Raw genomic sequence first — 24,788 nt, 5'->3', positions numbered from 1 at the left:
CATGCGTAACTGTAAAATGCTGCCCATGCAAACCACCGCGAAGTACCAGCCGGAATCCACCGGCTGGTTCACGTCGTCTCGTACCAATAACGGAAATCAGTGCGTGGAGGTTCGATTCGACGGTGATGCGGTGCTCATCCGCGACAGCAAGTACCGGCGCAATCCGGAACATCGCCTTGACGACGAGCCCATCATCACCGTCGCAGCGGCCGAATGGATGTCATTCCTCGCCACTGTGCTGGGCCGCCAAACCCTCCGCACCGCGCTCATCGCGGAGACCGGTGCGGACGGCCACACCACCCTGAAACACCGCAAGATCACCCTGGTCTACACCCCTGGCGAATGGCGTGCCTTCGTCGACGGGGCGCGGGACGGGGAATTCGACCGGAGCCCGGTATCGGCCTGACACCGCATTGCGTTCACTGATCGTGAACGCAAGGGGTGCGAAGTTCACAGTGCCCGGCCGTGTGCCACCGGAGTCGGCATACTGGGAATCGTGACTTCGCAGCTGACGCCTCCCTCCGGTATCGACCTGTCCTTCCGTGACGCGGACGTGCGGGTGCAGGACGACCTGTTCGCGCACGTCAACGGCAAATGGCTGGACAGTTATCAGATACCGGCCGATCGGGCGGTCGACGGTGCCTTCCGCACGCTCTACGACCAGGCCGAACGCGATGTACAGGCAATCATTCAGGATGCCGCCGCCGCTGACGGTGCCCCGGGTTCTGAAGAGCGCAAGATCGGCGACCTGTACAACAGCTTCATGGCTGCCGAGGCCATCGAGGCCGCGGGTCTGACCCCGATCGCCGAGGAGCTGGCCGCCGTGGCGGCTGTGTCCGACCGGTCGGATTTTGCCGCGCTCATCGGACGCCTGCAGCGCACCGGTGTCGGTGGCGCGCTCGCCTTCTACGTCGACACCGATGACAAGAACTCCACCCGGTACCTGGTGCACGCCACCCAGTCCGGCATCGGCCTGCCCGACGAGTCGTACTACCACAAGGACGAATACGCGGAGATCCGCGAGAAGTACGTCGCCCACATCCGCCACCTGTTCGAGCTGGCGGGCCTCGACTACGACGCGCAGCGCGTCTTCGACCTGGAAGCCAAGCTGGCCGCGGGCCACTGGGATGTGGTGCGCCGCCGTGACGCCGAATTGAGCTACAACCTCACCACTTTCGAGGCGCTGGCCGCCGAGAATCCGGAATTCGACTGGGCCGCCTGGACTTCCGCACTGGCCGTGGGTGCAGACCGCCCGGGTGCCGAACTGTTCGCCGAAGTGGTGGTCCGCCAGCCGGATTACGTGCGCACCTTCGCGCAGACGTGGGCCGCGGAATCGCTGGACGACTGGAAGGCCTGGGCGGCCTGGCGGGTCGTGAAGGCCCGCGCCCCCTACCTGACCGCGGCGCTGGTCGAGGCCAACTTCGACTTCTACGGCCGCACGCTGACCGGCGCGCAGGAGAATCGCGAGCGTTGGAAGCGCGGCGTCTCGCTGGTGCAGGATCTGCTGGGCGAGGCCGTCGGCAAACTCTATGTGGCCCGGCACTTCCCGCCGGAGGCCAAGGCCCGCATGGTCGAACTGGTGGAGAACCTGCAGGAGGCGTACCGCCGCAATATCTCCCAGCTGGAGTGGATGGGCCCGGACACCCGGCAGGCCGCGCTGGCCAAGCTGGAGAAGTTCACCCCCAAGATCGGCTACCCGGACGAGTGGCGCGACTACTCGAACATCAGCGTGGATCCGGCCGATGTGGTGGGCAACTACCGCAACGGCTATGCCGCCGAGCATGATCGGGACCTGAACAAGCTGGGTGGCCCGGTCGACCGCGGCGAGTGGTTCATGACCCCGCAGACGGTGAACGCCTACTACAACCCGGGCATGAACGAGATCGTCTTCCCGGCCGCCATCCTGCAGCCGCCGTTCTTCGACATGAACGCCGACGACGCCGCCAACTACGGCGGCATCGGTGCGGTCATCGGCCACGAGATCGGCCACGGCTTCGACGATCAGGGTTCGAAGTACGACGGCGACGGCAATATGGTCGACTGGTGGACCGAGTCGGATCGCACCGAATTCGGTAAGCGCACCAAGGCGTTGATCGCGCAGTACAACCAGTTCTCCCCCAAGGATCTCGGTGCCGACCACACCGTCAACGGCGAGTTCACCATCGGCGAGAACATCGGTGACCTGGGCGGTCTGTCGATCGCGTTGGAGGCGTACCGGATCGCCACCGAGGGCCAGGACTCCCCCGTCCTCGACGAGCTCACCGGCCTGCAGCGGGTGTTCTTCGGCTGGGCGCAGGTGTGGCGCACCAAGGCTCGCTCCGAGGAGGCCATCCGCCGCCTCGCCGTCGACCCGCACTCGCCGCCGGAGTTCCGCTGCAACGGCGTGGTCCGCAACCTGGACAGCTTCCATGAAGCCTTCGAGGTGAATCCGGGTGACGAGCTCTACCTGGATCCCGCTGAGCGCGTGAAGATCTGGTAGCTCAGTTCGGGTTACCCGCGTGGGTCAGGGTTTCCCAGAGGCTGAACATGAGCACGCCCTCGGGGCGGAGCTGATCGGTCAGCTTCTGGGTTTCCGGTAGGTCCTGGCCCATGCGGTTGTGCAGGGCGTTCAAGGCGACCTCGGTGGTGGGGCCCAGGTGCTTGTCGAACTTGCCGCCGCAGATGTCGGCCGGGAGCGGCTCGCCCAGTTCGTATTTCGCATGGAACTCCAACGCCGCGCGCAGGCGGTCGCCGACCTGCGGGTAGAGGTCCTCGTGCTGGATGCGACTGGTTTCGGCGATGTGCGCGATGGCGGACAGGCCGTAGCCGGTGTGCTCGAAGTCGCGGCAGGTCTCCTGGGCCAGGCCGTCGACGAACACGGACTGGTTCTGCCAGTACTTGATGATCGCCTCGGGGGTGCGCAGATTGCTGCGCGCCGAGATCTTCGGCATCGGTCCGTCCGACGACAGATAGATGTAGGCGGGCACCCGATCGAGGTACATGCCGACGGCCTTGTCATAGGTCGGCCGGTCCTCGGTGTACACCGCGATGCCGAGGGTGGCCTCGAGCATGGTGAGTTCCCAGTTGCCGTTCGACTGGGATCCGTTGATCACCTTGGGCAGGTACACGTTTCGCAGCATGTCGCCGAAATGTCCGGCGCCGGGCCAGTTGTAGGTGTACCTGACGATCTCGGCCGCGCGGGTCCAGATGGACGCGGCCCAGCCGCTCTGCAGCGGCGCATTCGAATTGGTGTGGTCGGTGATGGTGCCCGACCACGCGTCCATGATCTCGATCGCCTTGTCCGCGTAGCGTCCGTCGCCGGTGAGATACCAGGCCAGCGCATCGGTGTAGGCGGAGACGGCGTCCTTGCGTTCATCGGTGCAGCCGTTGTCCGGCTTGGAATACGAGCCGCAGTCCACCACGGCGCGCGGTACCGGCGCGTGGTCGAGCGCGGCGTACGGGCTCGCGATCAACTGATCGAACGCGCCCTTCCAGGGCTGCGCCCCGGCCGCGACCTGCTGCTTGGCGAAGTCGAGTTGTTCGCGCGAGACCAGCACGCCGGGGTGCGCGAACAGCAGCGGCGCGGCCTGACCCGCCCCCGGGGCGCACCCCGGCAGCAGGCTCACCGCCACGGCGGACGCGAGCGCCGCCAATCCGTATCTAGCGCAGGCGCTCTTCGGTTTCCGCATCGAAGAAGAACAATTCATCCTGTTTGGGAGTCAAGTACAAACGGTCACCGAGCGCCACCTGGAAGCGCCGGTCGACGCGGGCGACGACCCGGCCGGAGCGGCTGGACCATTCGTCCGCGACACCGTGGGAGTAGAGGAACGATTCCGAACCCAGTTCCTCGAGCAGTTCCACCTCGACCGCCAGCGCATTGCTCGGATCGGTGGTGACCTCCCAGGATTCGGGACGGATGCCGACGACCACATCCTTGCCCTCGACGGTGCGCGGCAAGGGAATCCGCAGCTCGTCGATTACGGCCGCGCCCTCGCGCACCGGTGCGGTGAGCAGGTTCATGCCCGGCGAGCCGATGAATCCGGCCACGAACGTATTGACCGGATTGTCGTACAGCTCACGGGGTGCCGCGACCTGCTGCAGCTTGCCGTCCTTCATCACCGCCACCCGGTGGCCCATGGTCATGGCCTCGACCTGGTCGTGGGTCACGTAGACGGTGGTGGTGCCGAGCCGCTTCTGCAACGCCGCGATCTGGGAACGGGTCGAAACCCGCAGCTTGGCATCGAGATTCGAGAGCGGCTCGTCCATGCAGAACACCTGCGGCCGCCGCACGATGGCCCGCCCCATGGCGACGCGCTGGCGTTGACCGCCGGACAGGCGCGCGGGTTTGCGGTCGAGCAGCTCCTCCAGTTCGAGCATGGCCGCGGCCTCCTGCACCCGAACCAGGGTGTCGGCCTTGCTCATTCCGGCATTGCGCAGCGCGAAGCCCATGTTCTCGGCCACGGTCATGTTCGGGTAGAGCGCATAGCTCTGGAACACCATGGCCACGTCACGTGACCGCGGCGGCAGGCCGGTCACATCCAGGCCGCCGATGCGGATGTGTCCGCCGGTCACCGCCTCGAGACCCGCCAGCATGCGCAGACTGGTGGACTTGCCGCAGCCCGAAGGCCCGACCAGCACCAGGAATTCGCCGTCGGCGATGTCCAGGTTCAGGTCTTCGACCGCGGGTGCGGGCGCGCCCGGATAGGTGAGGGAAATGCCCTCGAACTGCACAGTCGCCATGCCGGCGGATCTCCTCGACTAGTACTTACTTGGGCAGCTTCGGCGTGATCTGCCGGTCGATGATGGTCTGCAGCTGGTTGGTGATATCGGCGAAAGTGGCTGCCGTATCCCGGTTCTGCAGGCCCATCTGCTCGAGTCCGGTGCCGATGATCTGATCGCCGCCGGGCACGAACACGCGCGCGTAGTTCTGCGGCTTGGTCAGCGGGAGCTGATCGATGGCCGTCTTGAAATTGGGGTTCTTGGACAGGAAGTCGGCCATGCTGGGATCCTGCTGCGCCGACTTGCGCACCGGCACATAGCCGGTGGCCTGCGAGAAGTAGGAGGTGTTCTCGGCATTGGTGATGAAGTCGATGAACTTCAGCGCGTTCTCCTTGCGGGCGTCGCTGATGCGCGACGGAATCGCCAGGCCCGCACCGCCGGTGGTGGCGCCGGCCAGCCCGTTCGGGTGCGGCAGGAAGCCGGTGCCGAACTGCGTCTTGCCCTCGGAGTTGGTCTTGATGCTCTTGAGGTCACCGGTGGAGCCGATGGCGGAGGCGATGATGCCGTTGCCGAAGTCGACCGCGTAGGTGGGCCGGATGCTCGCGTACTTCTTGGTGTTCATCGAATCGCGCAGGTAGTTACCGGCCTTGATGGAGGCCGCGTCGTTGAACTTCAGCTTCCAGTCGTCGGAGTACGCGCCGCCGAAGGTCCACAGCGGTCCCTGGAAGGTCCACGCCAGGTAGTTCTTGGCGTCGCCCCAGCCGTGCGCCCACTTCTCGCCGCCGCCCATGACGCTCTGGATCTTGGGGCCCCACTCGTCGAACTCGTCCCAGCTGTTCGGGGTGCGGTCGGGCAGTCCGGCCTTGGACCAGAGGTCCTTGTTGTAGTAGAAGACCTGCGTCGAGCGCGAGTACGGCAGCGCCCAGGTCTTGCCGTTGAACTTGTAGTCGCCGATGAAGGTGTCGACGTAGTCGGACACGTTCACATTGGCCGAGGCGAAGTGGCTGTCGAGCGGTTCGATGGTGCCGTTGAGCGCGTAGTTGAACCACCAGACGTCCGACAGGATCACCACGTCGGGCAGGTCGCCGCCGGAGAGCGCCGCGTTGAACTTGGTCGCGACCTCTTCGTAGTTCTTGCCCGCGTCGACGAGGTTGACCTTGAGGTCCGGGTACTTGGCCTGGAACCGGTTGATCAGCTCGGTTTCCTGGTCCTTGGAGGTGCCGGGGTGGTTGGACCAGAACGTGATGGTCTTGGAGTCACCGCCCTGGGTGCCGCTGCCGCCGGACCCGGCACAGGCGGTCAGCGCCGCCGCGCCCGCGGCCGCACCGGCCAGCCCGAGGAACCCGCGTCGGGACAGACCGGGAAAACGTGAATCCGACACAGGGATCTCCTTCTTGGACTTCATTTTTCAGACTCTCAGCCCTTGACCGCACCGGAGGTGAGGCCCTTGATCATCTGGCGCTGTAGCGCCAGGAAGACGATGAGGATGGGGAGCATGGTCAGGATGACCCCGGCCATGACCGGCCCCCAGTTGGTGACGCTGGGGTTCTCGGTGTTCTGCAGCAGGGTCAAGCCGACCGGCAGGGTGGCCACCCGCGCGTCGTCGGCCATCAGGAACGGCCACAGGTATTCGTTCCACTCGTTCACCAGCGTGACCACCGCGAACGCCACCATGGTCGGCCCGGACATGGGCAGCACCACCCGGGTCAGCAGCCGCCACCAGCCCGCGCCGTCCATCCGCGCGGCCTCGATGACCTCGCTGGGCAGTGACAGGAAGTGGTTGCGCATGAGGAAGGTGCCGAAGGCGACGCCGCAGAGCGGAAGGATGATGCCCGCGAACGTGTTTCGCAGTCCGGCCTGCGACATCAGCGCGTAGTTGGAGATGATGGTGATCTGGTTGGGCACCATGAGCGCCGCGATGATCACCAGGAACACGATGTTCTTGCCCGGGAAGCGCAGGAACACCAGCCCGTAGGCGCTGAGCACGCCCAGCACGAACTTCACCCCGGACACGATCACGGTCACGATGATCGAGTTCCGCAGGAACTGCCAGAACGGCAGTGTGGTGGTGGCTTCCTTGTAGTTCGACACCAGCCAGTGCTTGGGCCAGTAGGTGACCGGCTGGGTGTAGACCTCCGCGTGCGCCATGAACGACCGCGTCAGGATGTAGTACAGCGGGACGCCGACGATGATCAGCACGCACAGCATGGCGGCGTAGCCGAACACCTTCGCCCAGAGCTCTCGATTGTTGCTGAGCGCGTTCACTTCTCGTCCCCCCGGTCCATCATGCGGACCTGTACCAGCGTCACGATCAGCAGCACCAGGAACATGATGGTGGCGACCGCCGCCCCGTATCCGGCGCGCTGGTTGACCCAGGACTCGCGATAGACCTGATAGATCATGGTGGTGGTGCCGGTGCCGATGGGCCCGCCGCGCGTCATCACATTGATGAGGTCGAAGACCTGCAGCGAGTTGAGCAGCACCGTGATGGACAGGAAGTACGTGGTGGGCCGCAGCTGCGGCAGCAGCACCCGGCTGAAGGTGGTCCAGCGGCTCGCGCCGTCGATCTCGGCGGCCTCCATGAGGTCGGCCCGAACCCCTTGCAGCGCCGCCAGATAGATGACGAAGCTGTAGCCGAGGTTCTTCCAGATGTAGGTGACCGTGATCATGAACAGCGCCCAGTGCGGGTTCTGTGCGAAGTCGGGTGAGTGAATCCCCAGCTTGTCCAGCAGATCCGGGATGAGACCGAAGCCCGGGTCGAAGATGAACTGGAAGCCCACGCCGATGGCGGCGCCGGAGATGACGTAGGGCGCGAAGATCGCGGAGCGAACCACATTGCGCCCGAACAGCTTGCGATCGAGCAGCATGGCGAGCGCCAGCCCCAGCAACATGCTGCCGAGCACGGCGGCGACCGTGAAGATCACGGTGTTCTGGACGATCTGCCAGGAGTCGCTGCGGCCGAACCACTCGGTGTAGTTGTCGAAGCCGACCCAGTTCATCCCGGTCGCCGAGATGTTCCAGTCGGTGAAGGAGAGCCGGATATTGTCGGCGAGCGGCCGATAGACGAAGACGCCCAGCAGAATCAGGTTGGGCACCACGAGCACGACGAACAGCGCATAGTCCTGCCAGGGTCTGCTTCGCCACCCGCGCCCTGGGGGCGTCGGGAGTACTCGTTCGGGCCAGGTTCGCACCCGCCCAGCCTTTGTTTGCACCCGCGCAGCTTTGCGGCCTTTGGCTAATGGCTGGTTAATTCCAGATGGGAGCTCGTTTAACTGTCGGTCGACACGCGCCACCGACTGTTCACCGGACACACCTGGGAGCGGCGCGGACATGGGACGAATGGTACGAAAGCCCAATTGATTTGGTGACCAAAACCACGTGAACGGTCGACCAACAGCAAGACGAAGGGCCCCGCTCGTAGGAGCGGGGCCCTTCGTGATCGAACGGGAAGACTAGTTCCAGTCGCCCCAGCCGTCGCCGGTGGAGAAGGTGCCGATGGAGTTCTTCACGATCACCGGGTCACCCTTCTTCACGTTCTCCTGGAACCACTTGGCGTCCTCGGTGGAGACGTTCAGGCAGCCGTGCGAGGTGTCCGAATAGCCCTGCTGCGCAACGCTCCACGGGGCGGCGTGCACGAAGATGCCGCTGTTGGACATGCGGGTGGCGTACTCGACCTCGAGCTTGTAGCCCTGCGGATCGGTCACCGGCACACCGTAGGTCGAGGAATCCATGATCATCTTGCGGTTCTTCTCGCTGACGATGTAGGTCCCGTTCGGGGTCTCGTGCCCCTTCTTACCCATGGAGGTCGGCATGGTCTTCACGACCTCGCCGTTGCGGGTGACGGTGATCTGGTGGGTGGCGTCGTCGGCGGTGGCGATGAACTCGTCACCGATCTCGTAGGAGACCTTGGTGTCGCCCGCCTGGACGGTCACCTGGGAGCCCGACGGCCAGAAGTCCTCGGGCCGCCAGCGCACCTGCTTGTCGCCCATCCAGTAGAAGTGGCCGTTCACCTTGTTGGTGGAGGTGATGCGAATGGCCTTCTCGGCGCCGGCGTGGTCGCTGACCGGGTCCTTGAAGTTGATGATGACGGGCATCGCCACGCCGACCACATCCCCGTCACCGGGGCTGACGTTCGGGGCGGCGAAGTTGGCCGGCGGGATCGGCGCCTTGGCGTTCGGATCGGTGGGCAGCGAGCCGTTCTCGGGCTGCGGCATGACGGCCGACGGCACGCCCGGGAGCTCGGGGCCGCCCGGCCATAGCGGGGTCGCCGATGCCGGTGCCACCACCACTGCTCCGGTCGCCGCGACAGCGGCGAGGGCGATCAGTCCCGTTCTCCGATAGCGGGTAAGCAGCACAGCAAGGTCCTCTCAGATCTTCGTACACACGCAAGAACTGCGGGCGTACTTCACCCGCTTAGGTCCCAACCCCGGGTCCATTACTACAGCGATCCGTCCGGCAAGCCAATTGGCTTGTGGCAGTTATGCATACCGACTCATTGGTGTGTGCCACGTCACATCGGTGCGAGAGGGTTGCTCGCCTGGCGTGTATGCGCCGTTGGCGTCGGCGATTCCCCGAAAGTGACACCGCTGCGGCCGGTTTCGGAGCGATTGCTTCCCGAAACCTCGCTGTGATCGAAATCACGTATGCCGCTTCAGGGTTGAACGTCGAACCGGATCGCCGCGCGCGGCCCGACCGCGATCGTATGGGGCACCGACAGCGGTGCGCCGAATCGGGTGAAATGCGGCGCGAGGCGCAGCCGCACCCCGGTCAGTACAGTAGCCAACACAATTCGAAGTTCATAGTCGGCCAGCGTCGCGCCCACGCACCGGCGGTGCCCGCCGCCGAACGGCGCGAACTCGAAGGGGCTGTAGCGACGTTCGAGAAACCGCTCCGGCCGGAACCGTCGTGGTTGCGGCCACACCGCCGGATCGGTGTGCAGCAGCTGCACCGAGATCCCCATGGTGTCCCCCGCCACCAGCGGTACGCCGCGCAGGGTGAAATCACCGGTGAGCCTGCGCAATACGATCGGCACCGGTGGATGCAACCGGAGCGTCTCCTGGCACACCGCGTCCAGATACGGCAGCTGCATCAACGACAGCGGATCCGGATCGCTTCCGGCCGAGGCCAATTCGTCCAGCAGCCGGTCCAGCGTGGCGGGTTCGCGGTGCAGCCGGTACAGCGCCCACACCAGCGCGGTCGCGGTGGTCTCGTGCCCCGCGACCAGCAATGTCCGCAACTGCTCGCGCAGATCCAGGGCGGTGATGACGCCGCCGTCCTCGTAGCGGGCGCTCAGCAGTAAGGCCAGCAGATCGTCCCCGCCGCCGTCCACCCGCCGCCGCGCCACCTCGGCGTCGATGAGCCCGTCGAGCCGATCCCTTGCCGCACTGAACCTTTCCCAGCCGGAGAGTCCGAAGATATTGCGGCGCAACGGTGGCAGCAGGAACAGCGTGGTACCGAACGATTCCAGGAATTCGGTGGTGACCGCGGTGTATTCGGCCCGCCGCTCGGCATCGTCGATGCCGAACACCGCCGCCAGAATCACCCGCAGCGTCAGGGCGCGCCCCGCCGCCCGCGCGTCGATCCGGGTGCCGGGCAGCCAGGGAATCCCGGTTCGATCGCCGCTCAGTTCGGCACGGGTCGCCTCGCGAATAGTGTTGCCGTAGACACTGATTCGATTGCGATGAAAGGCGGGCGCGAGCAGGGCCCGCTCACGGCGGTGCTGCTCGCCTCGGGCCAGGATGAGCGATGCCGCGCCCACCATCGGCTCGATGGGGTTGGGCCGTGGCGGCTCGAGCAGTTCGACCGGGGCCCGGAACACCTCGCGCGCCCCCTCCTGGGTGGCGGTGAACAGGACCGCGCCCAGGCCGGGGATGCGCACCCGGAAGGGATCCCCCTCCCGGCGCTGCCGCCAGGCCGCATAGCTCTCGAGCATGTCAGGCATGGCGCTCCCGGTTTCGCCGTTATGGACCGCTATACGAAATGATCCGACGCCTCGGTTCGATATCGCCCGTACGACACGTGATATGCATGATCGAACTCAAATCTGCTTGTTTCGAAATATAGGACTCTGCCGTGTTGCGTCAGCAGCTTTCCGCCCGGATCGTTCTCCCCGCGATCTCCGCCGCCACCCTGCTGCTCGCCGGCTGCGGGACCACCGTGAGCGGTCATCCGCAGGCCGCGCCCGGTGACACCCTGATTCCCGCCGGGGCGCCCGCCACTACCGGGGTCAAGCCGACGGGAAAGCCGGGCCCGGGCGCGCCGAGCACCACCCCGCGCGCCGACCGCGGCGGGCACACCGATTTTCAGGCCTCGATCGGCGACTGCGTGAAGCTGGGCGGCACCACCACCGAGGCGACCATCGATACGGCCGTGTGCGGCAGTCCGGACGCCAACTACAAGGTGACCGGCAAGGCTCCCGTGAATACCCAGTGCGGCAAGGGCGCCGACCAGGTCTACTACGAGACCTTCAACGGCGTCGAGACCGGCGCGCTGTGCCTGACCGTCGACTGGGTGGTCGGCGACTGTATAGAGATGGGTACCGATGTCGCACACCGCATTCCGTGCACGACCCGCGACGCGACCGACGGCGTGAAGGTCGTCTCCATCCTGCAGAACACGGTCAGCGTCGACTCCTGCCCCGGCAACAATCAAGGCTATGTCTACGAGGAGCGCAAGGTCGTCGTCTGCGTCGACACGCTCTGACGCGGACCCCCCGGACGAGAACGGGGCGGCGATTCGAAAATCGCCGCCCCGCAATGGTTCTCGTGACTAGATGGGGTAGTACCCCGAGCCGATGCTGCCGCGACCGTTCAGGTCGGCCATGATCGAGCTCATATTGGTGCCGACCTCGGGCCCGAAGCACGCCACCGCGAGGTAGGCGTTCACCATGCCGACCAGGGTGGTGCCGACGACGACCGGCGCGCCGGAATCGCCTTCCACGACACACATCTGGCTCCAGGTCTCGACGCTGGTGTCGAAGACGTCACCCCAGGACAGGCCGCAGGTGTTGCCGGTGGTGCGGCCCTCCTTGCAGACGATCATGGGGAATCCCGGCGGGCCGCCGAGCCCGGTGATGGTGACATTGCCGATCCGGTTGACCGGGATGACCCGGTCCGGGTTGAACTGGATGACGGCGTAGTCGAGATCGTGGTTGGAATAGACGAACTGCCCGATCTGCCCTGCGGCCCTGTCCTTCTCGGCCCAGACCTTGGCTCCGGCGTCGCCGCAGTGTCCGGCGGTGATCCCGACCAGTCGGCCGCTGCCGTCGTGACCGATGGTGGTCACGGTGCACTCGAACTGGTCGTCAATGATGATTCCCGAGCCGCCGCCGATGACGGCGGGCGCGGGATCGGCGGTGGCGGCTCCGGCGCCGAAGAGCGCGGTGCTCAGTGCGACGGCGAAAACCCCGGTCGCCCCGGCCAATTTCTTGATCATGTCCCTCCAGACGTCGGAAGCCGCACGAATCTCAACCTGCGGTTACTCATCCTGTCAGTATTCGTGCCCGGTTGCCTCTTGTACTGCCACATGTTGCGCAGCCGTGTCCTGCTGGGGTTCGGGGCTGATACCTAGTTGGATGGAGATATCGGAACAATGCACAAGCGCTATCGAATTCCGATAAATTTGATCCTATAAATTGTTACCCGGTCGATGTTCACATCTCTGACCGCAAGTCAAAATTAGAACATGTTCTAGATAACTGCCTGGTTCTTTGGGCTCGAAACCAACCCTGATGTGGCTGTTCACAGCCATAAGACGAAAGTGATCCGGGTCTATGACCGGAACCACAATCGGTGATGTGCTTTTCCTAACTCCGTAGTAGGGTGCGTCAAGCAACAGTCGCCGGAGACGGGTAACTCCGGCGTCGAGAGGGGTAGTCAGTGCACGTGACCACGAGCCCGGCGGACCAGGGGAGTCCACCAACGGCATCACGGATGAATGCGGCCGTGGATTGGGCCAAGGCGTACTGGCAGGATCATCCGAAACGCTCGCTGGAAACCGGCGGACGGATGATGACCATGGGTGTCTCCGCGGTCGCCGAGCTTTTCATTGCCATTTTCCGCCGCCGCTTCCCCTACGCCGAGTTCATCCGGCAGTGCGCCTTCATGGCTAATGTCGCGGCCGCCCCCACGCTGCTGGTCGCCATTCCCATCGGCGTCATCGTCTCCATCCAGGTCGGCTCGGTCGCCGGGCAGGTCGGTGCGACATCGTTCATCGGTGCGGCCAACGGGCTGGGCATCATTCAGCAGGGCGCGCCACTGGTCACGGCGCTCATGATCGCCGGCGCGGTCGGCTCCGCCATCTGCGCCGACCTCGGCTCGCGCACCATCCGCGAAGAGATCGACGCCATGAAGGTGATGGGTGTCGATCCCATGCGCCGCCTGGTCGCCCCGCGCCTCGGCGCGGCCATGCTGGTCTCCGTACTGCTGTGTGGCTTCGTGGTTTTCGTCGGCTTCCTGACCGGCTACATCTTCAATATCTTCGTTCAGAACGGCACGCCGGGTTCCTACATCGGGACCTTCGCCTCCTTCGCCATCACCACCGACCTGGTTGTGGCGCTGCTGAAGTCGCTCATCTACGGGCTGCTCGCCGCCATCATCGCCTGCGATTCGGGTCTCAATGCCAAGGGCGGCCCGGGCGGTGTCGCCAACGCGGTCAACACCGCCGTCGTGATGTCGGCGGTCATGCTGTTCGGCGTCAACCTGATCATTACCCAGCTGTACAACTCCTTCTTCCCGCCGCAGGTGGTCTGAGCCGTGTCAGCTACTTACACACCGCCGCTGCTGCGGCCGCTGAACAAGCTCAAGGGTGTGGCCGGTGCGCCGCGCGACTGGCTGGCCCGCATCGGCCACCAGGTCTTCTTCTTCCTGCGCTCGATCGGCTCCATGCCGATGGCGTTCAAGCACTACCCCAAGGAAGTCTGGCGGCTGCTGTCCGACGTCACCTGGGGCAACGGCAATCTCGTGGTCGGTGGCGGCACCATCGGCGTGGTGCTGATCCTGTCGGCGTTCGGCGGCATGACCGTCGCCATCCAGGGCTACACCTCGCTGAACCTGTTGGGCCTGAGCCCTTTGACGGGCGCCATCTCGGCCTTCGCCACCACCCGTGAGCTCGGCCCGCTGCTGGCGACGGTCGCCTTCGCCGCGCAGGCCGGCTGCCGGTTCACCGCGCAGCTGGGCGCCATGCGCATCTCCGAGGAGATCGACGCGCTGGAATCGGTTGCCATCCGGCCGCTTCCGTATCTGGTCAGCACCCGCATGATCGCGGCCATGATCGCCATCGTGCCGCTGTACTGCATCGCGCTGCCGCTGGCCTACATCTCCTGCTCGCTGACCGTGTCCCTGGTGGGCGGTACCGCGACAGGCACCTTCCAGCACTACTTCTATCAGTTCCTGATCCCGCACGATGTGCTGTACTCACTGCTGAAAGCGGTGCTGTTCGTCGCGCTCACCACGTTCGTCCAGTGCTACTACGGGTATTTCGCCTCCGGCGGCCCCGAGGGCGTGGGCGTGGCGGCCGGTCGCGCGATCAAGTTGTGCATCATCGCGGTCGTCTTCGCAGACCTGTTCATGACCTTGGCGATCTGGGGCGTCAACCCCGGCATCCGGATCTCGGGATAGGGGGCCGCACACCATGCTTATCGATCCGAGTGGACGCGGACCGACGATGCGGCAGCTGCTCATCGCCGGGATCTGCGGCCTCACCGTCATCGCCGTCGTGCTGGGCTTGCTGTTCGCCCGCTACCGCGGCTACGGCGTCGAAAAGGTCAATGTCACCGCGAATCTCACCACCACCGGTGACGGCCTGCCCGCCAACGCGGACGTGAAGTTCCGCGGCGTGCTGGTCGGCGCGGTCCACGATGTGACCGTCGCGGCCAAGGGCGAGAAGCAGGAGGTGCACATCGAGATGAAACCCGAGTACGCCCCCGGCATCCCGGCCAATGTCACCGCACGCGTCGTGCCCTCCAACCTGTTCGCCGTCACCTCGGTCGAACTCGTCTACAACGGCGCGGATCCCACGCATCTGAAGGAGGGTTCGCAGATCGCGCAGGACGAGTCCAAGGGCACCATCGCCCTGCAGGACACCCTGACCAAGGTCCGCGACATTCTCGGCCAGATCGATCCGGTGCAGTTCGGCCGGGTGCTGGGCACGCTGTCCTATGCCCTCGACGGCTCCGGGCGGATGCCCGGCTCCACCGTCGAGCGCCTCGACCGCTGGCTCGAGCAGGTGCGCGGTTCGGTGCCGGATGTCGGCGGGTTCCTCGACGATCTCTCCGGTTCCATGCACGCGCTCAACCAGTCCGCGCCGGAACTCATGGGCGTGCTGAAGGATTCGGTCGAGACCGCCAAGACCATCTCCGACCGTCGCGCCCAGCTGACCGCGCTGCTGGCCGGCGCCGGGGGCACCATCGACAAGGTGAACGGGCTCTTCGCCCGCAACCCCAATGTCGGTAAGGACGTCACCACCGGCACCAGCGCCCTGTTCGGCGCGCTGTCGGACCAGCCGGACGCCATCCCGCAGGCCATCTCGAACCTCAACGATTCGGTGCGCAAGCTGAGCTCGACCTTCAATTGGGGTCCGCAGCAACAGATGCGGTGGAACCTGGGCATCACCTTCACCCCGTACAAGCCCTATACCCGCGACGACTGCCCGCGCTACGGCGACCTGGCCGCGCCCAGCTGTGCCACCGCGCCGCTGGTCTCGGATCCGGGCACGCTGCCGGAGGCCATGCGGCCCAAGGCCATCGACGCCGCGCAGGGCCTCCCGATCACCCCGCCGCCGGCGGGCTTCCCGCTGATCCCGGGCCTGACCACCACCGGTACCCCCACCGACGTGCCCGACGCCGCCCAGAAGCCGGGCAACGACCCGCTCGCGGGTACCCCGCTGCAGGGCCTGTTCCCGAACCTGGCTCCGGCTCCGGCCGCGGCCGCTCCGGCGAGCCAGCCGGGTTCGGTGCCCAACGCCGGGAATATCGCCCTCTCCGGTGACGACGCCATCACCGCCCTGCTGGGCCGGCGTCCGACCGCGGCCGAATACCTGCTGTTGAGCCCGATCCTGAAGGGTGCCACGTTGCAAGTGACCGAAAACGGTGCCGGCCGATGAGCATTCGCAAACCGCTGATCGGATTCACCATCTTCGCGATCGTGTCGATCCTGGTGACCGCGGTCATCTGGAACACGCTCGCACGCACTGTGTCGGGCAGCACCAACTCCTACAGCGCGACCTTCACCGATGTGCTCGGGCTGCGTCCGGGCGATGACGTCCGGATGGCCGGCGTACGCGTCGGCAAGGTCGAGTCGATCGACCTGGACAAGAAGAACCAGGCGGTGGTCAACTTCATCGTGCAGCGCGATCAGACGCTGTACGGCGACACCAAGGCGCTGGTCCGCTACCAGAACCTGATCGGTCAGCGCTATGTCGCGCTGGCGCCGCCGGATCCGAAGAAGCCGCACACCGGTGATCACGTGGCGCTCAAGAACAATGCCGCGATCCCGCTGGAGCGCACCGAGCCGTCATTCGATGTCTCGGCGCTGCTCAACGGTTTCCAGCCGCTGTTCCAGGTGCTGCAGCCGGAGCAGGTGAACAACCTGTCCAACAGCTTCATCCAGGCGCTGCAGGGCGACAATGTGTCGCTGGCCGCATTCATCACCCAGGCCGCCGCGGTGGCCTCGGACTTCGAGCGGCGCGACGGCATCCTCTCCGATGTCATCACCAACCTCTCGGGCGTGATGTCCGGCCTGGCCAAGCGCGGCGACGAGCTGGAGACGCTGGTCACCCAGACCCGCGCCCTGATCGGCGGCCTCTACGCGCAGGGCCAGTCGCTGCAGTCCTCGACCGTCCAGATCGCCGATGCGACAACGGCTCTGGTCGCCATGTTCGGGCAGATCCAGCCCAAGCTGGTGCTGGCGCAGAACTCCTCGCACGACGCGCTGGCGCTGCTGCTGAACAATGGCGCCAAGCTCGACCAGGCGGCGGTGGACCTCCCGGCCATCCTGGCCAACGTGGGTAAGTTCACCCAGAACGGCACCTACGCCAACGCCTACCTGTGCAGCTTGGACGTCTCGCTGTACGGCATCCTCTTCCCGCGCGGTTTGTTCTCGCAGATCGGCGGCAACTCCCACTCGGCGGTGTGCCGGCCATGATGACGAAACTCAAGTCCCGCTTCAACGCGAACCGCAATTTCTGGCTCGGTGTGGGTGGTGTCGCCCTCATCGCCGCACTGCTGCTCGGCTCCACCCTCTACAAGCAGGTCGGCATCGGCCAGCAGACGATCAAGGCCGAGTTCGTGCAGACCGCCGGCGTCAAAACCGGCGACAAGGTGGCCGTTTCCGGCGTTTCGGTGGGCACCATCTCGGGCGCGGAGCTCGAGGGTGACCACGTGCTGATCACCTTGAATGTCGACAAGAAGGTCAAGCTCGGCCCCGACGCCAAGGCATCGATCAAGATGGCGACCCTGCTGGGCGCGCGCTACATCGACCTCACGCCCGGCGACGGCACCGGGATCAAGGGCAACCGGATTCCCAAGTCCAACACCGTCGTTCCCTACAACCTGGCCGATGTGGTGCAGGAGGGCACGCCCAAGTTCGAGGAACTCGACACCAAGAAGCTGGCGGATTCGCTGAATCTGATCAACCAGCAGATGGGTGACACCCCGAACATGACGGTGCAGGCGCTGGACGCCATCGGCGCGCTGGCCAAGACCATGAACAGCCGCAAGGACCAGGTCGACCAGCTGCTCAAGGACCTGGACCGGGTCACCAAGATCCTCGGCGACAACCGCAACAGCCTGCTGCTGGTGATCACCCAGGGTGATGCCATCGCCAGCCGGGTGATGGAACGCCAGGGTCTGCTCAAGAGCCTGCTGGACAATATCGCCACGCTCAGTGGTCAGCTGCAGCAGATCGGTGCGCAGAACCAGAACCAGTTCGGCCCGACCCTGATTCAGCTCAACACCATGGCCGACGGTCTGCAGAAGAACAAGGACAACCTGGACCGGATGCTGTCGATCCTGCCGCCGTCCGTCCGGCAGTTCAACAATGCCTTCGGTAACGGCAACTACGGCGAGGTCGCACTGCCGTGGCTGTTCCCGGACAACTGGCTGTGCTTCGCGCAGGTGAACGAGGGGTGCCACCAATGACACTCGCTGAGAAGCAGACACCGTCACTCGCTGAGAAGCGGACACTCGGTACGCGAATTGCCCAGGCCGCCATGATCGGTGTGGTCGGCCTGGCCGTCGGTTCGTGCTCCATCGTGCCGCTCGGGGTGAAGGACGCCACGGGCCAGACCAAGCACATCACCGCGGACTTCCTCAATATCGCGGGCATGTTCGAGGGCAACCCGATCACCGTGCTCGGGCTCGAGGTGGGCCGGGTCGACAAGATCGTGCCGAAGGGTATGTACGCCGAGGTCCACATGACGGTGGACAAGGGCGTGGACATTCCCAAGAACGTTCAGGCCGCGCTGGTTTCGCCGTCCATCGTGACCGACCGCCACATCGAGCTGACCCCGCGCTACACGGGCGGTGACAAGCTGCCCGACGGTGCGCACCTGACCACCCAGCAGACCAAGACCCCGGTCGAGCTGGACACCATGATCAAGACCATCGACAGCTTCGCCGCCGCGCTGAAACCCCAAGAGGGACAGGACGGTGTCGGTCCGCTCTCGGGTCGCGTGTTGTACCCGATGATGAACGGCAACGGCGAGAAGATGCGCGATGTGCTCAATGCGCTCTCGGGCGCGTTGAAGACCGGCGTCGACAACAAGGACGCCATCTCCACCATCATCATCAAGCTCAACGAGCTGACCAGCATGCTGGCCGACAACGACGATTCGGTGCGCGGTTTCAGCAACAAGATCACCCAGATGACCGGGCTGCTCGCCGACCAGGCCCCCGGCCTGCAGGCCACGCTGGATCAGCTGAATGCCTTCCTGGCCAACACCTCCGGGGCGTTCTCGCAGTACTCCGATCAGCTCAACGGCACCCTGACCGGGCTGACCAAGGTCACCCAGCAGCTGCGCGACAACGCGGCCGGGGTGACCGAGATCGTCGACGTGGCACCGCTGCTCATGCAGAACCTCGACAAGTCGGTCAACCGGCAGGGCAACTTCATTCGCCTGCACGGCATCCTGGGCACCGCGCTCTCCGGCGAGATGATCAGCGTGTTCTGCGAGCGCATCCAGATGAAGTCGGACGGCTGCCGCACCGGCAAGGTGGAAGATTTCGGACCCGATTTCGGGCTCATGGCGGCGATGTTGGGAATGACCAAATGAGTAATCGCTTGATGCGAGAGCTGCGTTCGGGCCGGGCGGCCCGGCGGGCGATCGTCGCCATCGCGGTCTCCGCGACGGCGGTGGTGGCCTCCGGTTGCGGCCTCACCGTGGAGAGCCTGCCGCTGCCCAAACCCGGTGCGGGCGGCGAGACCTACACCATCCACGCGACCTTCGACAATGCGCTGAACCTGCCCGACCAGGCCAAGGTCAAGGTCGGTGGTTCCGATGTCGGGGTGGTCACCAAGATCACCACCAAGGATTTCCACGCCTACGTGGACATGGACATCCGCAAGGACATCGAGCTGCCCAAGGGCACCACCGCCGAACTGCGCCAGGCCACCCCGCTGGGCGACGTGTTCGTCTCGGTCATCACCAAGCCCAAGACCGGCGCGGACACGGTGCTGCTGAAGAGCGGTGACACCATCACCGACACCTCGGCCGGCGCCACCGTCGAAGAGCTGCTGATGTCGGTCTCGTTGCTGTTCAACGGCGGCGGCATCGCCAGCCTGTCCAAGCTGACCTCCGAGATGGACTCCATCGTCGGCGGTCGCGGTGAGCAGCTCGGTCATGTGCTCAGCCAGATGACCAGTGTGATGGCCAGTCTCAACAAGAACAGCGCGCGTATCGACGGCACCCTCGCCGGATTCAGCGCGCTGGCCGACACCATCGAGGCCAACCATCAGCAGCTGGGTCAGGTGGCCGACACCCTGCCGGGCATGATCGGCGCCATCGCCGAGAACAACCAGGCACTCGGTGATCTGCTCACCAAGATCTCGACAACCAGTGCGGCACTGGGCGATTACGCCAACACCACATCGGATTCGTTGGCCAGTCTGCTCGACAATGTGACGCAGTTGATGAACGCGCTGTCCAAGACCGATCAGACCCTGGGCCCCGCGCTCGACGCTCTGCACGACATCCGGCCCAAGGCCGATGCCTCGTTCAAGGGTGACACGCTGGCGGTGGCCGCCACCCTCTCCATGCTGGACATCGGGCTGCTCACCGACCCGGCCAACAGCAAGTTCCCGGATCTCAAGGACCTCAACGACTTCGGGGGCAGCCTCATCCAGGTCCTGCAGATCATCTACAGCCGGATCAACGGGGGACACCGATGAACTGGGTGAAAAGCCACAAGAACCTGGTGTCCAACGCCGCGCTCGTGCTGATCCTGCTGGTCGGCGCGTCGTACCTGGCGATCAGCGTGATGCGGGTGAACCCGCTGCGCGAAACCTACCGGGTGACAGTCAATCTGGACCGTTCCGGCGGTCTGCAGGCGGGCAATGACGTCACCCTGCGCGGCTACCGCATCGGCAAGGTCACCGACATCAAGCTCGTCGACGACGGCGCGGCCATCGCGGCCACCGCCGAGATCGACAAGAAGTACTCCATCCCCACCGACACCCTGGTGGCGGTCGGCGCGCTCTCCGGCGCGGGCGAGCAGTACATCGACTTCCGCCCGAATGTCGAGTCGGCTCCGTTCCTGCACAACGGATCCGTGATCGCCTACGACGCGAACAAGGTCAAGACCCCCACCCCGGTGTGGTCGGTGCTCGACAATGCCAGCGCCATGATCTCCGAGATCGATCCGAACAAGTTCAGCGTCATCCTCACCGAGCTGGACACCGCGCTGTCGGGCGGGCCGGATCAGCTGCGCTCCATGATCGACGCGATCAGCCTGGCCACGACCGGTCTGGACAATCTGCTGCCGCAGACCACCAATCTGCTCAAGAACCTGCAGACCATCACCGGCACCACGTCGCTGGCGCAGCCGGATCTGGGTACGCTGACCCGTAATTCGAGTGTGTTGTTCAATCAGTTCAACGACGCGAATGCCGAACTCCAGAAGATCCTGGAGCAGGCGCCCGGCCAGATGCAGGCCCTCGGCGCGGTCCTGGACAAGACCGCCGACCCGATGACCAGCCTGGCCACCAACTTCGCGGCCATCACCAAGGCCGCGCAGCTGCGCACGCCGGCACTGCGGGCACTGTTCCCGTCGCTGGCGCTCGGCACCTCCGCCATGGGTGTGCCCGCGCACGACGGTGAGTTCTACACCATTCTCGACATCTGGCCGCGCACCTGGTGCGACTACGTCACCAAGAAGGTGGCGGCGGATGTGGCCACGGAGAGCACCTTCCCGAAATGGGCGAGCTACTGCCAGAACCCGCCCATGGATCAGCAGATCCGCGGGTCGGCCAATGCTCCGCGACCGGACGTGCCCAATAACGGCGCGCTCCCGCCCGCCGGCTCGGATCCGAACGAACGGACCCTGCCGCCGATCAAGTGAGTGCCCTGTCGCTGCTCTTATGCGCGACAGGCATACTCGCTGACGAAACCTAGACGGTGCGTCCGCAGCGCACCGGGAAAGTGATCGATACATGTCGGATGACGCTGCCCAGGACAAGAAAACCGAAGACGATTCCATCGCTGAGGCCGATGCCCAGGACAGCGCAGCCAGCGCCGAACAGGCCACCGACAGCGTCGAGAAGGCCACCGACAGCGTCGACAAGGTCACCGACAAGCCGGAGCTGAGCAAGGCTGAGCCGGTGACCGAAGTGATCGCGACGGAGACGCCGACCGAGGTGATCGAGACGGCCGAAAAGGCCGAACCGGCAGCCGAATCGACGCCCGCCGCAACGCCCGAAGCGGACAAGCCGCAGGCCGCACCGTCCAAGTCCGCGGCAATGACCAAGATCGCCGTCCCGATGGTGGCGCTGATCGCGCTCGGCGTGCTGCTGGTCGCCTCGCTCGCGGGTGTGGCCGCGTTCTGGTGGCAGTCGCACTCCAAGAGCAATGAGCTCGCCGACCGCGACTCGGCCAGCACGGCCGCGTGCAATTTCGCCAAGGCGGTCTCGGTCTACGACCAGAGCACCTGGAACGACTTCGGTCCCCGGGTGCAGGCGCTGATCACCGGCGAGTTCAAGACCATGTTCGATCCGATGGCCGGCGACGTGAAGGACATCCTGTCCAGCGCGCACGCCAAGTCCTCGTTGAACGTGCTGCGCTGCGGCTGGGAGTCCGGCGACTCGAACAAGGCGACGGTGCTGGTCAGCCTGACCCAGACCTCCACCAACGACTTCCACAACAAGCCGATCGTGCTCACCATCCCGACCTACGTCGAGCTGGAGAAGCACGACGGCAAGTGGCTGGTCTCGAAGTTCCAGCCGGTCTACGCCGGTGACGAGAACCCGCTCTTCCCGGGCGGCGGTGGCGGCAACGACCAGCAGGGTGTGCAGCCCTCCGGCACCCCCGGAGCTCCGGCCCCCGCGGCCACGCCCGCTCCTTCCGGTCAGCCCGCGCCCACCAGCGCGGCTCCTAAGCCGGGCAACTGAGCTTTCCCCCCTGGGGGAATCCAGCACAAAAAGGAAGGCCCGCATCCGAGTTCGGATGCGGGCCTTCCTCCGTACGTGGTCGACTCAGAACAGCGTGAGTGCCTCGGGCGCAGGCGTTTTGGTGGCCGCCGCGCGCACGCGTGGAGTCTGCGGCGCGGAATGCGTGGTGGCCACCACCTTTTCCGCCTCGGCGGGCCGGATGACGGGCAGTTCTTCGGTCTTCGGTTCGGTGATCGGCAGCGGCTCGGTCACCGGATCTAAGGGCGTGGGTTCTTCCGGCTCGGTGACGCCGGAGGCGGCGGCCCGGCGGGCGGCCTGCCCGGCCAGCCCGTCGGCCTGCTCGTTGAAGTAGTTGCCGACATGGCCGCGTACCCAGCGGAAGCGAACCGGTCCGGGCCGGGTGGCGATGGCCCGATCGATCTGCTGGATCAGCTCGACATTCTTGACCGCCGCACCGGTGGAGGTCTTCCAGCCGTTGTTGCGCCACCCGTTGATCCATTCGGAGGCGCACTTGATGGCGTAGAGCGAATCGCTCTCGATGAGCAGTGGTTCAGCGCTCGGATGCGCTCGGATGGCCTCGAGTAGCGCCCGCAACTCCGCGATCTGGTTGGTGCCCGAGGGCCCACCGCCGCTTGCCGACCCGCCCGCATGATTGACCCAGGCCCAGCCGATCGCGCCGCCCGGATTACGCAGGCATGATCCGTCGGTGCTCACGATGATCATGCGGCCTACCCTACGCGATCCGGCCGACAAGATCGGTGCCGTGGAATTCCTCTATCTCCCTACGCAATTGCGACTCCGTTCGATGGACCGTGGCCTGCACCAATGCGGCTGCCATCTTGCCCAGCAACTTGCCGGTGAGACCGCGCGGCACCCAGTACTCCGTCTCCGAGGTCAGCACCGCGCGGCCGTAGCCGAGCGGGTCGAAGCGCAGGGTGATGACACAGAAGTTGTGGCACGCCGACGTCGGCTTCCCCGTCCGGCGTCGGCGCAGTGTGTACTCGATGACCGCGTTGCGGCGGTAGTCGGAGATCTCACACTCGATGGTGGGATGCCACAGGCCGACCCGCAGGGTCGCGGCGAAGACGGCTCCGGAACCGTGATCGGAATCCCCGATCGGTTCGAAGGCGACGACGCCGAAGGCCCAGTCGGGCACGAACTGGTAATTGTCCGTGTACGTGAACGCGACCTCCACCGGTGCTCCGACGTCACTCGCGTACTTGAAATGGCCCATAGGCTGCTCCCTGTCCCACGGCTGCCACCAAAAGTACTACAGCAATCCTATTTATTGCAGGGAGTCGCTCAAACGGAGTCTGCCAAACGGTCGACGATGTACTCCGCGATGGGCAGGGCGGAGGTCGCCGCGGGGGAAGGCGCATTGAGCACGTGCACCGAACGCGGAGTGCGTTCCAGCAGGAAATCATGGGCGAGCGTGCCGTCGCGCAGCACGGCCTGGGCGCGGATGCCCGCCTCTCGCGGTTGCAGATCGGCTGCGGTCAGCTCCGGGCAGTAGCGACGGCACTCGGCCAGATAACCGCGCTTGAACAGCGAATTGCGCATCTCCCGCAACCCGGTCCGGACATTCGCGGCGGCCACCCGGTGAAATCCCGGATAGCCCAGGATCTCTCGCGCATCACGCAGATTCACGCTGCCCTTGCGGTACCCCTCGCGCGCCAGACCCAGCACCGCGTTCGGCCCGACGGTCAGCTCACCGTCGATGGTCGGGCTCAAATGCACGCCCAGGAACGGCAATTCGGGATCCGGGATCGGATAGATGAGGGTGTTCACCAGACCTTTGCGCTCGGCGGGCAGCCGGTAATACTCGCCCCGGAACGGCACGATGCGCAGTCCGATGTCCAGGCCGGCCAGCCGTGCCATCCGATCGGCCTGCAGCCCGGCGCACACCACCAGCCGCCGGGCCTGCCTGCTCCCGGACGGACCGGAAATGGTTACCGCTGAGTCTGTTTCGGTGATGGCCGTGATCTCGGTGTCCAGCGCGATCTCGCCCCCGGCCGCGCGGACCCGCTCCGCCAGCGCCCGGGTGACCCGGCCGTAGTCGATGATGCCGGTGCTCGCCACGAACAGCGCCCCGACACCGGTGATGCGCGGCTCGCGGCGCCGCAGCTCGGCGGCATCGAGCAGTTCCACCTCGACGCCGTTGGTGACCGACCGCTCGTAAAGTGCGAGCATCCGCGCGTGCTCATCGGCGTCGGTGGCCACCAGCAGTTTTCCGCACTCCTGGAACGGAATCTGCTGGGCCGCGGCGAATTCCTTGGTGAGCTGTGCGCCGCGCACGCACAGCTTCGCCTTCAGGCTCCCGGGCTCGTAGTAGATGCCCGAATGGATGACCCCACTGTTGTGCCCGGTCTGGTGCAGGCCGAGTTGCCCGGCCTTCTCCACCAGCAGCAGGCTCGCCCCCGGATGGCGTTCGAGAATGCGGTGCGCGGTGGCCACCCCGACGATGCCGCCGCCGATCACGCAGAAGTCGTACAC

General features: G+C 65.5%; 23 protein-coding genes. 12 read left to right on the top strand and 11 right to left on the bottom strand.

The features are described from left to right. Positions 1–25: 25 nt before the first annotated feature. Together ACFXHA_RS20915 and ACFXHA_RS20910 are read left to right on the top strand one after the other, a co-directional pair. Positions 26–406, top strand: coding sequence for a DUF397 domain-containing protein (locus ACFXHA_RS20915; protein ID WP_379359098.1), 381 nt, complete (start codon positions 26–28; stop codon positions 404–406). Between the two features lie 90 nt (positions 407–496). Continuing rightward, positions 497–2,479, top strand: coding sequence for a M13 family metallopeptidase (locus ACFXHA_RS20910; RefSeq protein ID WP_379359097.1), 1,983 nt, complete (start codon positions 497–499; stop codon positions 2,477–2,479). 1 nt (position 2,480) lies between these two features. On the opposite strand, the gene ACFXHA_RS20905 is transcribed toward ACFXHA_RS20910, so the two are convergent. The 7 genes from ACFXHA_RS20905 to ACFXHA_RS20875 form a co-directional block, all read right to left on the bottom strand. Then, positions 2,481–3,668, bottom strand: coding sequence for an alginate lyase family protein (locus ACFXHA_RS20905; protein ID WP_379359095.1), 1,188 nt, complete (start codon positions 3,666–3,668; stop codon positions 2,481–2,483). Beyond that, positions 3,640–4,719 (bottom strand): ABC transporter ATP-binding protein, encoded by a 1,080-nt coding sequence (locus tag ACFXHA_RS20900; RefSeq protein ID WP_379359093.1) that lies wholly within the window; start codon positions 4,717–4,719, stop codon positions 3,640–3,642. The genes ACFXHA_RS20905 and ACFXHA_RS20900 overlap by 29 nt, the downstream gene beginning before the upstream one ends. Positions 4,720–4,744: 25 nt before the next feature. Continuing rightward, positions 4,745–6,103, bottom strand: coding sequence for an ABC transporter substrate-binding protein (locus ACFXHA_RS20895; protein WP_379359091.1), 1,359 nt, complete (start codon positions 6,101–6,103; stop codon positions 4,745–4,747). Positions 6,104–6,114: 11 nt separating this feature from the next. After that, entirely contained in the window at positions 6,115–6,906 is a 792-nt protein-coding gene (locus ACFXHA_RS20890) for a carbohydrate ABC transporter permease (protein WP_379359624.1), read from the bottom strand. Positions 6,907–6,959: 53 nt separating this feature from the next. Continuing rightward, positions 6,960–7,889 (bottom strand): carbohydrate ABC transporter permease, encoded by a 930-nt coding sequence (locus ACFXHA_RS20885; RefSeq protein ID WP_379359089.1) that lies wholly within the window; start codon positions 7,887–7,889, stop codon positions 6,960–6,962. 261 nt (positions 7,890–8,150) lie between these two features. Next, positions 8,151–9,053, bottom strand: coding sequence for a L,D-transpeptidase (locus ACFXHA_RS20880; protein WP_379359087.1), 903 nt, complete (start codon positions 9,051–9,053; stop codon positions 8,151–8,153). 296 nt (positions 9,054–9,349) lie between these two features. Next, a complete protein-coding gene (locus tag ACFXHA_RS20875; protein WP_379359085.1) occupies positions 9,350–10,639 on the bottom strand; it encodes a cytochrome P450 in 1,290 nt (429 codons plus the stop codon). A gap of 131 nt (positions 10,640–10,770) precedes the next feature. On the opposite strand from ACFXHA_RS20875, the gene ACFXHA_RS20870 reads away from it, so the two are divergent. Beyond that, complete coding sequence (locus tag ACFXHA_RS20870) at positions 10,771–11,400, top strand: hypothetical protein (protein ID WP_379359083.1); 630 nt, start codon at positions 10,771–10,773, stop codon at positions 11,398–11,400. 66 nt (positions 11,401–11,466) lie between these two features. Here the strand turns inward: ACFXHA_RS20870 and ACFXHA_RS20865 are convergent, their stop codons facing one another. Then, positions 11,467–12,132: a serine protease gene (locus tag ACFXHA_RS20865; protein WP_379359081.1), complete on the bottom strand. Its 666-nt coding sequence runs from the start codon at positions 12,130–12,132 to the stop codon at positions 11,467–11,469. A 497-nt stretch (positions 12,133–12,629) separates the two neighbouring features. Between ACFXHA_RS20865 and ACFXHA_RS20860 the strand changes: the two genes are divergently transcribed. The 9 genes from ACFXHA_RS20860 to ACFXHA_RS20820 all read left to right on the top strand — a co-directional run bounded on the left by ACFXHA_RS20860 (position 12,630) and on the right by ACFXHA_RS20820 (position 22,295). Next, a complete protein-coding gene (locus ACFXHA_RS20860) occupies positions 12,630–13,448 on the top strand; it encodes an MlaE family ABC transporter permease (protein WP_379359079.1) in 819 nt (272 codons plus the stop codon). 3 nt (positions 13,449–13,451) lie between these two features. Continuing rightward, entirely contained in the window at positions 13,452–14,315 is an 864-nt protein-coding gene (locus ACFXHA_RS20855) for an ABC transporter permease (protein WP_379359077.1), read from the top strand. Between the two features lie 46 nt (positions 14,316–14,361). Then, positions 14,362–15,798 carry an MlaD family protein gene (locus tag ACFXHA_RS20850; protein ID WP_379359075.1) on the top strand — a complete coding sequence of 479 codons (1,437 nt, stop codon included), beginning with the start codon at positions 14,362–14,364 and terminating at the stop codon, positions 15,796–15,798. Then, the gene (locus ACFXHA_RS20845) at positions 15,795–16,838 is read left to right on the top strand and encodes an MCE family protein (protein WP_379359073.1); all 1,044 of its coding nucleotides are present in this window, start codon (positions 15,795–15,797) and stop codon (positions 16,836–16,838) included. The genes ACFXHA_RS20850 and ACFXHA_RS20845 overlap by 4 nt, the downstream gene beginning before the upstream one ends. Then, on the top strand, positions 16,838–17,833 hold the full coding sequence (locus ACFXHA_RS20840; RefSeq protein ID WP_379359622.1) for an MCE family protein: 996 nt from the start codon (positions 16,838–16,840) through the stop codon (positions 17,831–17,833). The genes ACFXHA_RS20845 and ACFXHA_RS20840 overlap by 1 nt, the downstream gene beginning before the upstream one ends. Then, complete coding sequence (locus tag ACFXHA_RS20835; RefSeq protein ID WP_379359071.1) at positions 17,830–18,966, top strand: MCE family protein; 1,137 nt, start codon at positions 17,830–17,832, stop codon at positions 18,964–18,966. The genes ACFXHA_RS20840 and ACFXHA_RS20835 overlap by 4 nt, the downstream gene beginning before the upstream one ends. Beyond that, complete coding sequence (locus tag ACFXHA_RS20830) at positions 18,963–20,081, top strand: MCE family protein (protein WP_379359069.1); 1,119 nt, start codon at positions 18,963–18,965, stop codon at positions 20,079–20,081. Before ACFXHA_RS20835 ends, ACFXHA_RS20830 begins: the two co-directional genes overlap by 4 nt. Then, entirely contained in the window at positions 20,078–21,250 is a 1,173-nt protein-coding gene (locus tag ACFXHA_RS20825) for an MlaD family protein (protein WP_379359067.1), read from the top strand. The genes ACFXHA_RS20830 and ACFXHA_RS20825 overlap by 4 nt, the downstream gene beginning before the upstream one ends. Positions 21,251–21,341: 91 nt before the next feature. Beyond that, positions 21,342–22,295: a hypothetical protein gene (locus ACFXHA_RS20820; RefSeq protein ID WP_379359065.1), complete on the top strand. Its 954-nt coding sequence runs from the start codon at positions 21,342–21,344 to the stop codon at positions 22,293–22,295. 84 nt (positions 22,296–22,379) lie between these two features. On the opposite strand, the gene ACFXHA_RS20815 is transcribed toward ACFXHA_RS20820, so the two are convergent. From ACFXHA_RS20815 to lhgO, 3 genes are all read right to left on the bottom strand, one after another. After that, positions 22,380–23,018, bottom strand: coding sequence for a ribonuclease H (locus ACFXHA_RS20815; protein ID WP_379359063.1), 639 nt, complete (start codon positions 23,016–23,018; stop codon positions 22,380–22,382). Between the two features lie 10 nt (positions 23,019–23,028). Further along, positions 23,029–23,529 (bottom strand): SRPBCC family protein, encoded by a 501-nt coding sequence (locus tag ACFXHA_RS20810; RefSeq protein ID WP_379359061.1) that lies wholly within the window; start codon positions 23,527–23,529, stop codon positions 23,029–23,031. A 68-nt stretch (positions 23,530–23,597) separates the two neighbouring features. After that, entirely contained in the window at positions 23,598–24,788 is a 1,191-nt protein-coding gene (gene lhgO / locus ACFXHA_RS20805) for an L-2-hydroxyglutarate oxidase (protein WP_379359059.1), read from the bottom strand.

Source organism: Nocardia sp. NPDC059240, from assembly GCF_042753865.1.
In the GTDB taxonomy this organism is placed as follows: Bacteria; Actinomycetota; Actinomycetes; order Mycobacteriales; family Mycobacteriaceae; genus Nocardia.
This window is presented reverse-complemented; position numbering and strand designations above follow the sequence as displayed.

Coding starts and splice junctions, on each gene's coding strand:
- ACFXHA_RS20840 (WP_379359622.1), top strand. CDS start 16,838: ATGACGAAACTCAAGTCCCGCTTCAACGCGAACCGCAATTTCTGGCTC.
- ACFXHA_RS20905 (WP_379359095.1), bottom strand. CDS start 3,668: ATGCGGAAACCGAAGAGCGCCTGCGCTAGATACGGATTGGCGGCGCTC.
- ACFXHA_RS20860 (WP_379359079.1), top strand. CDS start 12,630: ATGAATGCGGCCGTGGATTGGGCCAAGGCGTACTGGCAGGATCATCCG.
- ACFXHA_RS20820 (WP_379359065.1), top strand. CDS start 21,342: ATGTCGGATGACGCTGCCCAGGACAAGAAAACCGAAGACGATTCCATC.
- ACFXHA_RS20900 (WP_379359093.1), bottom strand. CDS start 4,719: ATGGCGACTGTGCAGTTCGAGGGCATTTCCCTCACCTATCCGGGCGCG.
- ACFXHA_RS20845 (WP_379359073.1), top strand. CDS start 15,795: ATGAGCATTCGCAAACCGCTGATCGGATTCACCATCTTCGCGATCGTG.
- ACFXHA_RS20895 (WP_379359091.1), bottom strand. CDS start 6,103: ATGAAGTCCAAGAAGGAGATCCCTGTGTCGGATTCACGTTTTCCCGGT.
- ACFXHA_RS20810 (WP_379359061.1), bottom strand. CDS start 23,529: ATGGGCCATTTCAAGTACGCGAGTGACGTCGGAGCACCGGTGGAGGTC.
- ACFXHA_RS20890 (WP_379359624.1), bottom strand. CDS start 6,906: ATGCTGTGCGTGCTGATCATCGTCGGCGTCCCGCTGTACTACATCCTG.
- ACFXHA_RS20865 (WP_379359081.1), bottom strand. CDS start 12,132: ATGATCAAGAAATTGGCCGGGGCGACCGGGGTTTTCGCCGTCGCACTG.
- ACFXHA_RS20835 (WP_379359071.1), top strand. CDS start 17,830: ATGACACTCGCTGAGAAGCAGACACCGTCACTCGCTGAGAAGCGGACA.
- ACFXHA_RS20915 (WP_379359098.1), top strand. CDS start 26: ATGCAAACCACCGCGAAGTACCAGCCGGAATCCACCGGCTGGTTCACG.
- ACFXHA_RS20850 (WP_379359075.1), top strand. CDS start 14,362: ATGCGGCAGCTGCTCATCGCCGGGATCTGCGGCCTCACCGTCATCGCC.
- ACFXHA_RS20875 (WP_379359085.1), bottom strand. CDS start 10,639: ATGCCTGACATGCTCGAGAGCTATGCGGCCTGGCGGCAGCGCCGGGAG.
- ACFXHA_RS20815 (WP_379359063.1), bottom strand. CDS start 23,018: ATGATCATCGTGAGCACCGACGGATCATGCCTGCGTAATCCGGGCGGC.
- ACFXHA_RS20830 (WP_379359069.1), top strand. CDS start 18,963: ATGAGTAATCGCTTGATGCGAGAGCTGCGTTCGGGCCGGGCGGCCCGG.
- ACFXHA_RS20825 (WP_379359067.1), top strand. CDS start 20,078: ATGAACTGGGTGAAAAGCCACAAGAACCTGGTGTCCAACGCCGCGCTC.